The sequence below is a fragment of the Prauserella alba genome, assembly GCF_024171735.1.
GTDB classification, from domain to species: Bacteria; Actinomycetota; Actinomycetes; order Mycobacteriales; family Pseudonocardiaceae; genus Prauserella; species Prauserella alba.
Genome location: NZ_JAMTCH010000004.1, coordinates 300,781 through 315,991, shown reverse-complemented (window position 1 = coordinate 315,991; position 15,211 = coordinate 300,781). Strand labels below are relative to the sequence as shown.

Below are 15,211 nucleotides of genomic sequence, written 5' to 3'. Positions count from 1 at the left end.
ACGGTTGTGTGCGTTCGGGGCGGTGCAGGGTGCGATCAGTCCGGAAAGCCCCGCTTACGCAGATAATCCACCAGCATCGTCTGCGAGCCGTGGATGTGGTCCCGCATCGCATCCCGGGCTGCGGCGGCGCGGCCCTGCATGATCTCTTCGAGGATCGCCGTGTGTTCGTCGATGTACAGCGAGCGCAGCGTTTCCGGAGAGCGAATTGCGAGCCGGACGGTGTCCTTCGGGAAATAGCGGTGCAATTCCTGAATCATATTGCCGAGCCGCTGGTTGCCGCCGGCATCGTGAATGACCCCGTGGAACATGTCGTTGAACCGGCGCAGTCGTTCGCCGGTCTCGGCTTCGTCGGGTGTGTCGAGAGTTCCGGCGGCGAGCGGGACGATCTGCGACAGCGTGTTGTGTGCCTTCTCTAGCGCGGCGAGCATGTCGGGTTCGCGGGAGCGGGCCGCGAGTTCGGCGGCGAATCCCTCCAGTTCGGCGCGCAGCTGGTAGACGTCGTTGAGCTCGCGCAGTGTCGGCATGCGGACCCGCGCTCCGCGGTTGGGCACGAGCTCGACGAGGTTATGAGCCTGGAGTTTGCGCAGTGCTTCGCGGGCCGGGGTGCGGCTGACGCCGAAGCGGCCGCAGATCTCCTCCTGCTGCAGGTGGGAGCCGTCCGAGTACTGCCCCTCGAGAATCTCGTCCTCGAGGATCTGCGCGATCTGATCGGCCAGGCTGCTGGGGGCACGTAGCGCCTCCGCTCGGTCCACGGCGTGGTCGCCCCCTTCCGCTTCCATGGCTGAATCCTAGGACAGCACGGACCGGCCCTGGCGGACCGGCCGCGGGGTTGACATCTCATGTCCGGACAGATTGTATCCATGGATACAAAGTTACACACGGATTGGGAGGACGTCATGGTCGATGTGCGGAATGTCAGGGGCGGCAGCGGTCTCGAGCCGATCAAGGCCGAGCTGGACGAGCTGCTGGAGTCGGTGCAGGTCGCCACGGCCGAAGCGACGGAGGCGTTCTTCGTCTCCTTCGACGAGGATCCCGACCCGGCGCGGCTTGCCGCGTGGCTGATTCCGCGGTGTTGGCGCGAGATCGACTACGTCTATCTGCTCAACGAGGAGATCCGTCGCTACGGCATGCAGTTCGAGCGACGCCACATCACGCTGCTGGCCAAACAGTCGTTCCAGGAGGCCGAGCACTACGACATGGTCGGCAAGGCGATCGAATCGCTGGGCGGGAGCGTGCCCACGACGGTTCCCGCCGAGGCGGAGCCGTGGAGCCTGTTCTTGTGGGAGTGTCTCGACCGCCACCCGCTTTCGGCGGTCGCTGCGTGGAATCTGTCCGAAACCTCGGCCTCGGGCAGCTTCGAGCCGACCTTCCGAGGTGCGGAGCGGCACGGTCTGGACGAGGTGACGCGGATCTACAAACAGATCGAGAAGGACGAGAAGTTCCATGTCGGTCTCGGGTTGCAGATGATGGCGACCTACGTCGCGACCGACGAGGACCGCGAAGAGATCCTGCGAGCCATGCGCGGGATGCGCGACATCGCCTGGCGCACCTTCACCCCTGAGTCGTTGAAGGCCGGGCAGTGACACGTGAGCGGGTGATCTCCGTGGACACGGACGATTGGCGCACCGTCGCCGTGGTGGCGGTCGAGTACTGTGCCGATGACGTCGTGGCGGTGACCCTCCGCGATCGTGACGGTGCGGACCTTCCCGCGTGGTCGCCGGGTGCGCACATCGACGTCGACCTCGGGTCGGGTCTGGTGCGGCAGTATTCGTTGTGCGGCAGTCCGCGGTCCGCGGACCGGTGGCGGATCGCGGTGCTTCGTGAACCGAACGGACGAGGCGGGTCGAAGCGGATGCATGACGAGGTCCGCCCGGGCGACACCTTGTACATCCGTGGTCCGCGCAACCGGTTTCCCCTTGTCGAGGCAGCGCGGTACCTGTTCGTGGCCGGCGGCATCGGCGTCACGCCGATCCTTCCGATGGTGCGCCGGGTGGCAGAACTCGGCCGCCCGTGGCTCCTCGTCTACGGCGGGCGCACCCGGACGTCGATGGCCTTCCTCGACGAACTCTCGACCATCCCGGGTGGCGAACTCACCGTCGTCCCACAGGACGAAGCGGGGCTTCCCGATCTCACCGGGCTGCTCGCCGTTCCGGAGGACGGTACCGCCGTCTTCTGCTGCGGGCCTCCGTCGATGCTCTCCGCGGTGGAGGAGGCGTGTTCGGCCTGGCCTGCGGACGCCGTGCACCGGGAACGGTTCGCCGCGGAAACACCCGTTGCCGAAGGGTCTTTCGAGGTGCTGCTGCAGCGCAGCGATATCCGCCTCACCGTCGGCGAGCACGAGCCCTTGCTCGACGCGGTCGAGGCGGCCGGTGTCGCGCTCGACAACTCATGCCGAGCGGGTATCTGCGGTACGTGCGAGGTTGGGGTGCTGGCCGGCGAGCCGGACCATCAGGATGACGTGTTGACCGACGAGGAACGGGAACGTGGCGACATCATGTTGCCGTGTGTCTCTCGCGCCAAAGGGCGGTTGTTGGTCCTCGACTTGTGATGCTCGGGGCCCGGTAGGTTTCGACCCGCCGGGAGCTTCCGGCGGGTGGTAGGCACGGCGACTGTGCGGAGCACCGCAGCTGTCGTCTGCTCGGGAAGGCCTTCGGACCGGGATAGCTCCATGGCCCCACCTGCACCCCCGCAGCCAGCGATCAGGACGTCGCGCCGAGGACTGCTGCGATCTCGCAGTATCCGTCATGCTGGGCCTTGTGCAGTGTCGTGATGCCGTGTGCGGGTACCGGACCGGGACGTCGGCTCCGGCGGCGGTCGGGAGCCGGGCGATGGCGGTCCCGCTTGGGCGTCACCGGTTGCCTACTCGAGGCCGGTCCGCCACAAGATCCGCACCGCGGCATGGGGCGGATCCGCGTTTTCGCCGGAGTCCGCGTCCCGGCTGTTGTAGCGCAGCCGGGACGCCGGGCGAGTCACCCAGGCGCTCCGCGGCGTAGCGATGGGTGTCGAAGGTTTGTACCGCCGCGCAGTGCCGGGGCGTAGCTCGTCGGCGTTGCCCGGACGCCGATTCCACCAACATCGTGAACGCATCGGTGTTCGGCTGGGTATGCGCACCGAACAACGGTCAGGCCTTGTCCACACTGCCCCTGGCTGCCCGTAGAGGCCCGGGTTCCGTCGGGGTCGGCCGGGTAACAAGCGAACGGCCCGTGACTGGCATCTCTGCTGGTCACGGGCCGTTTGATCGGGCGCCCTCGGCAGGATTCGAACCTGCGACACCTGCCTCCGGAGGGCAGTGCTCTATCCACTGAGCTACGAGGGCCCGCCACCTCGCGGTGACGTCAGAAGCCTATCGCATGCCCGTTGCTGCCCGTGCGCGTGGTCCCCGTTCGCCGGCGTGTGAGGTCTGCCGCGGCGCGATACCGTCCCCGGGGCTCGTGGGTTAGGGTTACCTGTATTGCATTCATGCGCATGTCGCTATATGTTCGCTCTGCGTGACCGCAGCCCGAAGTGGCATCGACAGCACCCGTGGGAACCTGCGGGAGAGGGGAACGAGATGGGCCACGGACACGGCCATGGCCACGGGCACGCCGACCTCTCGGCGTCCGGCGCTCATCAGGGCAGACTCACCGCCGCCCTGGCCATCAGCGGCGCGTTCATGGTGCTCGAATTCGTCGTCGGCTTCGCGACCGCCTCGCTGGCCCTCATCTCCGATGCCGCGCACATGTTCACCGACGTCCTCGGGCTCGGCATGGCGCTCGCCGCCGTCATGCTCGCCCGTCGCAGCGGCCCGACGTACACCCGCACCTTCGGCCTCTATCGCGCCGAGGTGCTCGCCGCGCTCGCCAACGCGTTCCTGTTGTTCGGCGTCGGCGGCTACGTCATCTACGAGGCGGTCGACCGCATCGGCGGCGCCCCCGAAGTGCCCGGCGTTCCCGTACTGCTCGCCGGCGCGGCCGGGCTCGTCGCCAACATCGTCGCGTTCCTGCTCCTGCGTTCCGGCGCCAAGGAGAGCCTCAACATCCGCGGCGCCTACCTCGAAGTGCTCGCCGACCTCGTCGGCTCCGTCGCCGTCCTCATCAGCGCCGCACTCACGCTCCTGACCGGCTGGCGGTACGCCGACCCCATCGCGGGCGTCGCCATCGGAGTATGGATCCTCCCGCGCACCGCAGTCCTCGCCGCACGTTCGCTGCGCATCCTCTTCCAGCACGCACCCCGGGGCGTCGACGTCGCCGCCATCGAAGCCGACCTCGCCGTGCTCGACAGCGTCGACGACGTCCACGACCTCCACGTCTGGACACTCACGTCCGGCATGGAGGTCGCCTCCGCGCACCTGACGATCGGCCCCGAGGGCGACACCTCCGCCGTGCTCGCCGCCGCTCAGGACCTGCTGACGACCCGGTACGGCATCGACCACGCAACCCTGCAGGTCGAACCGCGAGAACACGCTCAGCGCTGCGAAGAACTCAGCTGGTGACCGGCAGGTCGGGCGGGCGTCGTCACGGCAGCGGCACGGACGTCACGGGAACGGCAGCGGCTTCGCGTCCCGCCGTGCCAGCATCTGCCGCATCGTGTCCGACTCGGGCAGCTGCGAAGCCAGCATGCTCGTCGCGAGCGTGCTCACCGCGCTGAGCCGCGCGTGCTCCCGCGCATACCTGGCCATGTCCACCCCGCCCTGGTGATGGCGCAGCATCAGCTGCAGGAAGTACACGTCGAGCTGCTCACCCTCGAGCGAGCGCATCTTCGACAGCTCCTGCTCGGTCGCCATGCCCGGCATGGCCCTGCTGCCACCGACCTGGCCGCCCGACGGGCCCGACGGCGCCCGCTCGCTCGTCTCCGACTCGGACGAGGTCGCCTCGCTCTCCTTGCCGTGTTCGTGCCCCATCGGTTCGGACATCCACGTCATGTACTCGCCGGCGGGCTCCTCCGGCTTGCCCCAGAGCATCAGCCAGCCCTTCATGCGGCCGACCTGCTCGTTCTGCGTGCTCGCGATGTCGAACGCCAGCTGCCTGATCTGCGGATCCGTGCTGTGGTCGCGAGCCCAGTTCGCCATCGTCACGGCCTGCAGGTGGTGCACCGACATGTCCTGCGCGAACCCGACGTCCACCGGTCCCGGTCGCGTCGCAGGCTCGCTGTCGGTGCCGCGGGCGACCAGCATGCCCACCGTCGCCCCGACCAGCAGCAACGCCAGTGCCGCCGCGCCGAAGATCACGTACCGGGGCCATTCGCGTTCCCGCGGCGGCTGCGAGGCGTCGACGGCCGCTGCCGAACCGTCCGCTTCGGAGCCGTCTCGCGACCCGGGCTCACCGCCGGCGGCCTCGGGATCAGCGGGTTCGGGCTCGGCGGCCTTCGGCTCAGGGGGTTCGGGCTCGGTCGGTTCGGGGGCGCGTGATTCGTCAGGAGTGTCGTTCATGACCTGCGGAGTCCCTGGAATACGGTCGTCGGCGGGCGGGGAGTAGCCGGAAGGTTACTGTCCGCCGCCCATCGACTCGTCAGCCGCTCCCGCCGAGCCCTCGTAGTCCATCGGCTTGGCATCCGGGCCCGGCTTCTCCGGGTTGAACGGCGGCGGGTTGTCCGGGTCGAACTGGCCCGGCCCCAGCGCGTCGCAGGAGGCGCCGATCTCGGGGTAGGTGTTCGAGTTCCGCTTCAACGCGGCGATGAACTGGTCGATGCGCTCGTCGGTGACGTCGTCGACCTTCAGCTGATGGCCCCAGGACTGCAGCGAGACCGGCGAGTCCAGGCCCGGATACGGCGACAGCATCATGTAGGGCTTGTTCTCGACGCGGAGCTTCAGCGTGTCGAGGTCCTCGCCGGACACCCGCTCCGGGTCGTAGGCGATCCATACGGCGCCGTGTTCGAGCGAGTGGACCATGTTCTCGGTGCGCACCGCCTCCTGGTACACCGTGCCGGTGCAGGAGGCCCAGAAGCCGTCGTGCGGTCCGCCGAACGGCGGCGACTGGTCGTAGGCGACCCGCTCGTTCGGGCGGACGTGGGCGCCGCCCTCGTACTCCTCGATCGTGACGCCGTCGATCTTCTTCGACGGGTCGGGGTTGTTCCGGCCGGGCGTGAAGTTCTCGGCCGCGACTTCCTCGCGTTCCCGCTGCTCCCGGCTGCCGCTCGAGGCGACGTAGTAGTAGCCGAAGACACCGGCCGCCAGCAGCACGATGGCCACGACCGCGGTGATCGTGCCCCAGGGCACGTTCTTCTTGCCGACCGTGGAACCGCGGGCCGCCTGCACCGCACTCGGTGCCTTCTTGCCCTTCTTGCCGCTGGCCATGGCTGCAGAGTCTCCTTAACCGGGAATCGGGTACCCCGATCGAGCAGTGTAGGGACGCCGGGGCGGGTATCGGGCGGCGGCTCGTGGGTTCGGTATGCGACCGCGCACATCCGGGGTGAGCCGGTGACCGAGCGTCGCCCCCGCCGAACGTACACTCGCCGGGTGACTCCCTCCGCCCTTGCTGACCTCGTGCGTTCGTCTGCCGTCACGGTTCTCGAGGCCCGTGGCCTCGACACCGGCGTGCTTCCTGAGCAGGTGACGGTGGAGCGACCGCGCAACCCGGAACACGGCGACTACGCGACCAACGTGGCGCTGCAAGTCGCGAAGAAAGTAGGTATGGCTCCCCGCGAGTTGGCCGACGCGCTCGCGACCGAGCTGGGTGCCGCCGACGGCGTCGACAGCGCGGAGGTCGCAGGCCCCGGATTCCTCAATCTGCGCCTCGCGGCCGACGCGCAGGGTGAGATCGTCCGCCGCGTGCTCAGTGCGGGCGACGCCTTCGGCCGCGGCGACGCACTCGCGGGCCGCACGATCAACCTGGAGTTCGTCTCGGCCAACCCGACGGGCCCGATCCACCTCGGCGGCACCCGCTGGGCCGCCGTCGGCGACGCCCTCGGCCGCGTGCTGAGCGCCCAGGGCGCCGACGTCACGCGGGAGTACTACTTCAACGACGCGGGTGCGCAGATCGACCGGTTCGTCAACTCGCTGCTGGCGGCCGCTCAGGGACTACCCGCGCCCGAGGACGGCTACGCGGGCGCCTACATCGACGACATCGCCGCCGCCGTCCTGCGCAAGGAACCCGACGCGCTCTCGCAGCCCGAGGGCGAGCGCCACGAGACGTTCCGCAAGGTCGGCGTCGGTCTCATGTTCGAGGAGATCAAGCAGAGCCTCCACGACTTCGGCACCGACTTCGACGTCTTCTTCCACGAGGACTCCCTGCACGCCCGTGGCGCCGTGGCGCAGGCCGTCGACGAACTCAAGGAGTCCGGCACCCTCTACGAGGCCGACGGCGCCTGGTGGATGCGCACCACCGACCAGGGCGACGACAAGGATCGTGTCGTCATCAAGAGCGACGGCGACCCCGCCTACATCGCGGGCGACATCGCCTACCTGCGCGACAAGGTGCAGCGCGGCTTCGATCTGTGCATCTACATGCTCGGCGCCGACCACCACGGCTACATCGGCAGGCTGAAGGCGACCGCCGTGGCGCTCGGCTACGACCCCGACGTGGTCGAGGTGCTCATCGGCCAGATGGTCAACCTCGTCAGCGGCGGCACCCCGGTGCGCATGAGCAAGCGCGCGGGCACGGTCGTCACGTTGGAAGACCTCGTCGAGGCGGTGGGCGTCGATGCCGCCCGCTACGAGCTGACGCGCTACTCGGTCGACTCCGGTATCGACATCGACCTCGACCTGCTGCGCAAGCACACCAACGAGAACCCCGTGTTCTACGTGCAGTACGCGCACGCGCGGCTGGCCTCGCTCCAGCGGAACTCGGCCGAGCTGCAGATCGAGCTCGACCCCGCTGCCGACTTCAGCCTGCTGACCCATCCCCGCGAAGGGGACCTCATCCGCACGATCGGCGAGTTCCCGAGCGTGCTCACCAAGGCGGCCGAGCTGCGCGAACCGCACCGCGTCGCCCGTTACCTCGAGTCGCTGGCGTCGGCGTACCACAAGTTCTACGACGTCGCGCGCGTGCTGCCCCAGGGTGACGAGGCGCCGACCGACCTCACCCACGCACGCCTGGCGCTGTGCGAGGCCGCACGCCAGGTACTCGCCAACGGACTGTCCCTGCTCGGGGTCTCCGCCCCGGAACGGATGTAATGAATGTGTGCACACCCCGCGGGGCCCCGCCACGCCGAGGTCTACCCGCACGCCGATCAGGCGGGTTTCCCACCGTCCACTTCGGGCGAGCTCGACCGGCTGCACGCGAAGGTGTGGCCGCGTAACACCTATCGCGCGGGCGACGGCGTCGTGCGCATCGCGGGCGTCGACGTCCGCGAACTCGCACGCACTTACGGCACGCCGCTGTTCGTCATCGACGAGGCCGACTTCAAGTTCCGCTGCGCCGAGTACGCCGCCGCGTTCGAGGACCCCACTCTGGTCCACTACGCGGGCAAGGCGTTCCTGTGCACCGAGGTCGCCCGGTGGGTGGCCGGGCAGGGCCTGAGCCTCGACGTCTGCAGCGGTGGGGAGCTGGCCATCGCGCTGCGCGCCGAGTTCCCGCCCGAGCGGATCACGTTCCACGGCAACAACAAGTCCGTGGCCGAACTCGAAGCCGCCGTCGAGGCCGGGGTCGGCACGATCGTGCTCGACTCGAACTACGAGATCGCCAGGCTCGCCGACGTCGCGGCCCGCCACGACGTGATCCAGCAGGTGCTGGTGCGGGTGACGGTCGGCGTGGAGGCCCACACCCACGAGTTCATCGCCACCGCGCACGAGGACCAGAAGTTCGGGTTCTCGCTGGCCTCCGGTGAAGCGGCCGAAGCCGTCCGCCGCGTGCTCAACGCTCCGTCGTTGCAGCTCGTCGGCCTGCACAGCCATATCGGGTCGCAGATCTTCGACGCCGACGGCTTCGAGGTGGCCGCTCGCCGCGTCGTGGGCCTGCTGGCCGAGCTGCGCAAGGAACACGGCGCGGAAGCGCTGGCGAGCCTCACGACCGTCGACCTCGGCGGCGGGTTCGGCATCGCCTACACCGACAAGGACAACCCGCCCCCTCCGGCGCAGCTGGTCACGCAGATCCGCGACATCGTCCGCAAGGAGTGCGCGTTCGCCGACATCCCGGTGCCCCGCATCGCGGGCGAGCCCGGCAGGGCGATCGCGGGCCCCGGCACCGTCACGCTGTACGAGACCGGCACCATCAAGGACGTCGTGCTCGGCGACGAGGGTGTACGGCGGTACGTCAGCGTCGACGGCGGCATGAGCGACAACATCCGCACCGCGCTCTACGACGCCGCCTACGACGTCCGCCTGGTCTCCAGGGCCGGCGACGACGGCCAGCCCGAGCCCGTGACCGCCATGCTGTCCCGCGTGGTGGGAAAGCACTGTGAGTCCGGTGACATCGTCGTCCGCGACTGCTGGTTGCCGGAGACCCTGGCACCGGGCGACCTGCTCGCGGTCGCCGCCACGGGTGCGTACTGCTACTCGATGGCCAGCAACTACAACCGGCAGCCGCGGCCAGCGGTGGTCGCCGTGCGCAACGGTGAGCACCGGCTGCTGCTGCGCAGGGAGACGTACGACGACATGCTGCGACTGGAGGCGTCGTGAGCTGCCGCGTGAGCGACGACGTGAGCTGTGGCCAGCTGCCTGTAGGGGAGGGGCGTGAATGACTGAGCCGGTCAAGGTTGCCCTGCTCGGATGCGGAACCGTCGGCAGCGAGGTGACCCGCATGCTGCTCGACGACCCCGGCGAGCTGGCCGCGCGCGTGGGTGCGCCGGTCGAGCTGGCGGGTATCGCCGTGCGCAGGCCGGACAAGCATCCGGAACTGCCGCAGCACCTCGTCACATCCGACGCGACCGCGCTGATCGACTCCGATGTGGACATCGTCGTCGAACTGATCGGCGGGATCGACCCGGTGCGCGACTGGTTGTTGTCCGCACTGCGCAGCGGCCGATCCGTGGTGACGGGCAACAAGGCGTTGCTGTCGGAACACGGGAGCGAACTCGCCGAGGCGGCCGACGACTCCGGTGCGGACCTGTACTACGAGGCCGCCGTCGCCGGTGCGATCCCGCTGCTGCGCCCGCTCCGCGAATCGCTGGCAGGCGACCGCATCACACGCGTGATGGGCATCGTCAACGGAACGACGAACTTCATCCTGTCCGCCATGGACTCGACGGGTGCCGGCTACGCCGAGACGCTCGACGAGGCGACCCGGCTCGGCTACGCCGAGGCCGACCCGACGGCCGATGTGGACGGATACGACGCGGCGTCCAAGGCGGCGATCCTCGCGTCACTGGCGTTCCACAGCCGCGTGACCGCGGCCGACGTCCACCGGGAAGGCATCGCAGGCATCAGCTCGTCGGACATCACCGCGGCGAAATCGCTGGGGCGCACCGTAAAGCTGCTCTCCATTTGTGAGCGAGTGACCGAAGAGGACGGTTCCGAATCGGTCTCCGCGCGCGTGCATCCGGTCATGATCCCGAAGTCGCACCAGCTCGCAGGCGTCGGCGGCGCGTTCAACGCCGTTTACGTCGAGGCTGAAGCCGCGGGGCAGCTGATGTTCTACGGCCAGGGCGCGGGCGGTGCTCCCACGGCGAGCGCCGTGCTGGGTGATCTTGTATCGGCCGCGCGCAACAAGGTCGCCGGCGGCCGCGGCCCGCGCGAATCGGCGCATGCCGCACTGCCGGTGCGCCCGATGGGGCAGACGCCGACGCGCTACCACGTCAGCCTCGACGTCGCCGACAAGCCCGGTGTGCTCGCGCAGGTGGCCCAGGTGTTCGCTGCGCACGGCGTGAGCATTTCCACGGTGCGGCAACGGGACCGGCGATCCACGGCGAGCCTCGTCGTCGTGACCCACCAGGCCCCCGATGCCGCCTTGCGCTCCACTGTGGATGAGATCGACAAGCTCGACGTCGTGCGCGAGGTCGTCAGTGTGATGCGGGTGGAAGGCGAGGCGGAGTGACTACGGAGAACGCGGGCGGCGACGTCAAGGCCGGCTGGCCCGGGATCATCAACGCGTACTCCTCGCGGATTCCGATCCCCGAGGGCGCGGACGTCGTGACGCTCGGCGAGGGCAACACGCCGTTGCTCGCCGCGCCCCACCTGTCCGAGCTCACCGGCGCGACGGTGTATCTCAAGGTCGAGGGCGCCAACCCCACCGGCTCGTTCAAGGACCGCGGCATGACCGTGGCCATGACGCACGCTCGCGCGAGCGGGCTCAAGGCGGTGATCTGCGCCTCCACCGGAAACACGTCGGCGTCGGCGTCCGCATACGCCGCGCGGGCCGGACTCGCCACGGCGGTGCTCGTGCCGCAGGGCAAGATCGCGCTCGGCAAGATGGCGCAGGCGGTGCTCCACGGCGCGCGCATCCTGCAGATCGACGGCAACTTCGACGACTGCCTCGAACTCGCGCGCAAGACGGCAGCCGACTATCCGGTGACCCTCGTCAACTCCGTGAACCCGGTGCGGCTGGTGGGGCAGAAGAGCGCGGCGTGGGAGATCTGCGACACGCTGGGCACGGCCCCGGACATCCACTGCCTGCCGGTCGGCAACGCCGGCAACATCACCGCCTACTGGTCGGGCTACACCGAGTACGCGGCCGACGGACTCGTGGAGAACACCCCGCGCATGTTCGGCTTCCAGGCCGCGGGCGCGGCGCCGCTGGTGCACGGTGAGCCGGTCAAGACGCCGGAGACCGTGGCGACGGCCATCCGCGTCGGCAGCCCGGCGTCGTGGGACAGCGCGGTGAAGGCACAGCGGGCCAGCGGCGGCCTGTTCGACGCCGTCACCGACGAGCGGATCCTCGCCGCATATCGCCTGCTCGCGAGCAAGGAAGGCGTGTTCGTCGAGCCCGCGTCGGCCACGAGCGTCGCTGGCCTGCTCGCGGCGTCGGCCGACGGGCGGATCCCGCGCGGGTCGACCGTCGTGTGCACCGTGACCGGCCACGGCCTGAAGGACCCCGGCACGGCGCTCGAAGGCAACATCGAGGTCGAACCGCTCGCCGTCGACCCGCGTTCGGTCGCGGCGGCGCTGGAACTCTCGTGAGGTTCACGGTCCGGGTACCCGCGTCGACGGCGAACCTCGGCCCTGGTTTCGACACGTTCGGACTGTCGCTGGCGCTGTACGACGTGGTCGAGTTCGAGACCGCCGAGTCCGGTGTGGACATCGAGGTGCTCGACGCGGGGGCCGGCGACATGAGCCGGGTGCCGCGCACCGGCAGGCACCTCGTCACGCGGGCGCTGCGCGCCGCGTGCAACCGGCTCGGGACGAGCCCGCCCGGCCTGCGACTGCGGTGCCACAACGCGATTCCGCACTCCCGGGGTCTCGGTTCGTCGGCCGCGGCGATCGTCACCGGCATCGTCGCGGCGTACACGCTCGCCGACCGCGAACTCGACGCCGACGCGCTGCACCTGGCAGCCGAGTTCGAAGGTCACGCCGACAACGTCGCGGCCAGCCTGTACGGCGGTTTCGTCGTCGCCTGGGTCTCCGGCGGCCGGTACCGTGCCGAACGGCTCGCCCCGCACGAGGCGATCCGGCCGGTCGTCGCCGTACCGCCGACCCAGTCGTCGACCCACCAGACGCGGGGCCTGCTCCCCGAACAGGTGCCGCTCGCGGACGCCGTGTTCACCGGCGGGCGCACGGCGCTGGCCGTGCACGCCATGACCAGCAGGCCCGACCTGCTGCTCGATGCGACCGACGACCGGCTGCACCAGGGCTATCGCAGGCCCGCCTACCCCGGCACGATGCGGCTGGTCGACGAGCTGCGTTCCCACGGCATCGCGGCGGCGGTGTCCGGGGCGGGGCCGACGGTGCTGGCACTCCCGTTCGGTGAACGGGCGGGTGCGGGAACAATTCCGCCGGACGTCGACGTTGACGGATACGACATCCTCGAGCCGGCGATCGACCTCGACGGAGTGCAGGTCTCCCTGGGTTGACCGGGGCCTCAGGGCCACGGCGAACAGGGTTTCCGCACCCCGTGGCGGCCCGGTAGCCGAGAGTGAGGCACGCCACTGACCGGGGTGGTTGTTGCACCCGCACGGTGGGCGGTCTACGCTCGGGGGCGTTCGGTCACCGTGCTCATTCCGCACCCGGCGATGGTCACGGGAACTCCTCCCGGTCGCATCTTCCGTTCTCTTGACGGGGGTAACCGGTATCACGGTGGTCGACCCCATCTCTTGCACGCGGCTGGCGCCGCTGCGACTCCCACGTCTCAGCGCAGGCCGCTCGCAGGGAGCCGAAACGCCGTCTCGCAATTCGGACGCGGGCGGCGGTCCGCTGGTCCAACGACAAGGAGTGGACCGGTCAGGAAGGACATGTGTGAGCAACACCGATCTTTTGAGCGGCGACGCGAGCGCCCAGGCTGCAGCGCCGGGTGACGGGGAGTCGCAGGGCGGCGCGGCGTCGACGCCGAAGCGGCGTCCCGGCGGACTGTCCGGCATGGTTATCGCCGATCTTCGTGCCCTCGCCACCGAACTCGGTATCGGTGACACCACGGGCATGCGCAAGGGGGACCTGATCGCCGCCATTCGCGAACGCCAGGGCAAGAGCAAGAAGCCCCGCGGCGGCACCGAGTCGTCCGACGACGCGGGCGAGGCCACGCTGCCGCTCGGTGACACCAACGGCAAGGCGACCAAGTCGGAGCAGAAGGTCCAGACCGCGCCCGCGGGCGACACCGACAAGCCGGCGGGCAAGGCCGCGGAGAAGACCGCCGACAAGCCGGCGAAGGGCGACAAGCCCGAGAAGACCGACAAGGGCGGCTCGAAGCAGAAGGCCGACGGTGACGGCGAGTCCGGTCAGCAGGGCGATGGCGGCGGACGTCGCCGTCGTCGTGGCGGTTCCGGTCGCAACGCCGACGGTGGCCGCGGCGACAACTCGCGCGGCGACAACTCGCGTGGTGACGGTAGCCAGGACAAGTCCGACGACGAGTCCGGCGACCAGCGCAAGCCTGGCAGCCGTGGTGACAACAAGGGCGACAACAAGGGCGACAACAGCCGCGGGGACAACCGTGGCGACGGCAACCGGGACGACGACGACCGCGGCGGGCGCCGTGGCCGCCGGTACCGGGACCGTCGCCGTCGCGGCGGCCGCGGCGAGGGCGAGACGGAGATCCGCGAGGACGACGTCCTGCTGCCCGTCGCCGGCATCCTCGACGTGCTCGACAACTACGCGTTCGTGCGGACGTCCGGCTACCTGCCGGGCCCGAACGACGTGTACGTGTCGCTGTCGCTGGTGCGCAAGCACGGCCTGCGCCGCGGTGACGCGATCACCGGTGTCGTTCGCCAGCCGCGTGAGGGCGAGCAGCAGCGGCAGAAGTTCAACCCGCTGGTGCGTGTCGACTCGGTCAACGGCCTGGAATCCGACGTCGCCAAGAAGCGTCCCGAGTTCACGAAGCTGACGCCGCTGTACCCGAACGAGCGGCTGCGGCTCGAAACGCAGCCGAACAAGCTGACGACCCGGGTCATCGACCTGGTCATGCCCGTCGGCAAGGGGCAGCGTGCCTTGATCGTCTCGCCGCCGAAGGCCGGTAAGACGACGATCATGCAGGACGTGGCGAACGCGATCACCACGAACAATCCTGAGTGCCACCTGATGGTCGTGCTCGTGGACGAGCGGCCCGAAGAGGTCACCGACATGCAACGGTCGGTGAACGGTGAGGTCATCGCCTCGACGTTCGACCGCCCGCCGTCGGACCACACGACGGTCGCCGAGCTGTCCATCGAGCGGGCCAAGCGCCTCGTCGAGATGGGCCACGACGTGGTCGTGCTGCTCGACTCGATCACCCGCCTCGGCCGTGCGTACAACCTCGCGGCCCCGGCGTCCGGCCGGATCCTCTCCGGCGGTGTCGACTCCACGGCGCTGTTCCCGCCGAAGCGTTTCCTCGGCGCGGCGCGCAACATCGAGGACGGTGGCTCGCTGACCATCTTCGCCACCGCCATGGTGGAGACGGGCTCCACCGGTGACACGGTCATCTTCGAGGAGTTCAAGGGCACCGGTAACGCCGAGCTCAAGCTCGACCGGAAGATCGCCGAGCGCCGCGTGTTCCCGGCGGTCGACGTCAACCCGTCCGGCACCCGCAAGGAGGAGCTGCTGCTCTCGCCGGACGAGCTGGCCGTCACGCACAAGCTGCACCGGGTGCTGCACGCGCTCGACTCGCAGCAGGCGATCGACCTGCTCATCGACAGGTTGAAGAAGACCAAGACGAACATCGAGTTCCTGATGCAGATCTCGAAGAGCACCCCGGGCACGGAGGAACAGCAGTAACCCCGCGCCCGCGGATCGCACAGCGCA

12 protein-coding genes and 1 tRNA gene are annotated in these 15,211 nt (G+C 69.4%); 9 read left to right on the top strand and 4 right to left on the bottom strand.

The window, feature by feature from the left end; translation table 11 throughout:
* Positions 1–35: 35 nt before the first annotated feature.
* The gene (locus tag LY12_RS10430) at positions 36–779 is read right to left on the bottom strand and encodes a GntR family transcriptional regulator (protein ID WP_253855492.1); all 744 of its coding nucleotides are present in this window, start codon (positions 777–779) and stop codon (positions 36–38) included.
* Positions 780–860: 81 nt separating this feature from the next.
* Between LY12_RS10430 and LY12_RS10425 the strand changes: the two genes are divergently transcribed.
* Positions 861–1,583: a hypothetical protein gene (locus LY12_RS10425; RefSeq protein WP_253855490.1), complete on the top strand. Its 723-nt coding sequence runs from the start codon at positions 861–863 to the stop codon at positions 1,581–1,583.
* Between the two features lie 20 nt (positions 1,584–1,603).
* Entirely contained in the window at positions 1,604–2,548 is a 945-nt protein-coding gene (locus LY12_RS10420) for a PDR/VanB family oxidoreductase (RefSeq protein ID WP_253855488.1), read from the top strand.
* 695 nt (positions 2,549–3,243) lie between these two features.
* On the opposite strand, the gene LY12_RS10415 is transcribed toward LY12_RS10420, so the two are convergent.
* A tRNA-Arg gene (locus tag LY12_RS10415) sits at positions 3,244–3,316 on the bottom strand.
* Between the two features lie 234 nt (positions 3,317–3,550).
* On the opposite strand from LY12_RS10415, the gene LY12_RS10410 reads away from it, so the two are divergent.
* Positions 3,551–4,471, top strand: coding sequence for a cation diffusion facilitator family transporter (locus LY12_RS10410; RefSeq protein WP_253855486.1), 921 nt, complete (start codon positions 3,551–3,553; stop codon positions 4,469–4,471).
* A gap of 42 nt (positions 4,472–4,513) precedes the next feature.
* Here LY12_RS10410 and LY12_RS10405 read toward each other — a convergent pair whose 3' ends face one another.
* Both LY12_RS10405 and LY12_RS10400 read right to left on the bottom strand, forming a co-directional pair.
* On the bottom strand, positions 4,514–5,407 hold the full coding sequence (locus tag LY12_RS10405) for a DUF305 domain-containing protein (RefSeq protein ID WP_253855484.1): 894 nt from the start codon (positions 5,405–5,407) through the stop codon (positions 4,514–4,516).
* A 54-nt stretch (positions 5,408–5,461) separates the two neighbouring features.
* Positions 5,462–6,271 carry a thioredoxin-like domain-containing protein gene (locus LY12_RS10400; RefSeq protein ID WP_253855482.1) on the bottom strand — a complete coding sequence of 270 codons (810 nt, stop codon included), beginning with the start codon at positions 6,269–6,271 and terminating at the stop codon, positions 5,462–5,464.
* 162 nt (positions 6,272–6,433) lie between these two features.
* On the opposite strand from LY12_RS10400, the gene argS reads away from it, so the two are divergent.
* The 6 genes from argS (at position 6,434) to rho (ending at position 15,184) form a co-directional block, all read left to right on the top strand.
* Positions 6,434–8,089: an arginine--tRNA ligase gene (gene argS / locus LY12_RS10395; protein WP_253855480.1), complete on the top strand. Its 1,656-nt coding sequence runs from the start codon at positions 6,434–6,436 to the stop codon at positions 8,087–8,089.
* 3 nt (positions 8,090–8,092) lie between these two features.
* A complete protein-coding gene (gene lysA / locus LY12_RS10390; RefSeq protein WP_253855478.1) occupies positions 8,093–9,532 on the top strand; it encodes a diaminopimelate decarboxylase in 1,440 nt (479 codons plus the stop codon).
* Positions 9,533–9,590: 58 nt separating this feature from the next.
* A complete protein-coding gene (locus LY12_RS10385) occupies positions 9,591–10,886 on the top strand; it encodes a homoserine dehydrogenase (RefSeq protein ID WP_253855476.1) in 1,296 nt (431 codons plus the stop codon).
* Entirely contained in the window at positions 10,883–11,968 is a 1,086-nt protein-coding gene (gene thrC, locus LY12_RS10380; RefSeq protein ID WP_253855474.1) for a threonine synthase, read from the top strand. The genes LY12_RS10385 and thrC overlap by 4 nt, the downstream gene beginning before the upstream one ends.
* Positions 11,965–12,858, top strand: a complete 894-nt coding sequence (gene thrB / locus LY12_RS10375) for a homoserine kinase (protein ID WP_253855471.1) — start codon at positions 11,965–11,967, stop codon at positions 12,856–12,858. The genes thrC and thrB overlap by 4 nt, the downstream gene beginning before the upstream one ends.
* 382 nt (positions 12,859–13,240) lie before the next feature.
* Entirely contained in the window at positions 13,241–15,184 is a 1,944-nt protein-coding gene (gene rho / locus LY12_RS10370) for a transcription termination factor Rho (protein WP_253855469.1), read from the top strand.
* Positions 15,185–15,211: the final 27 nt, after the last annotated feature.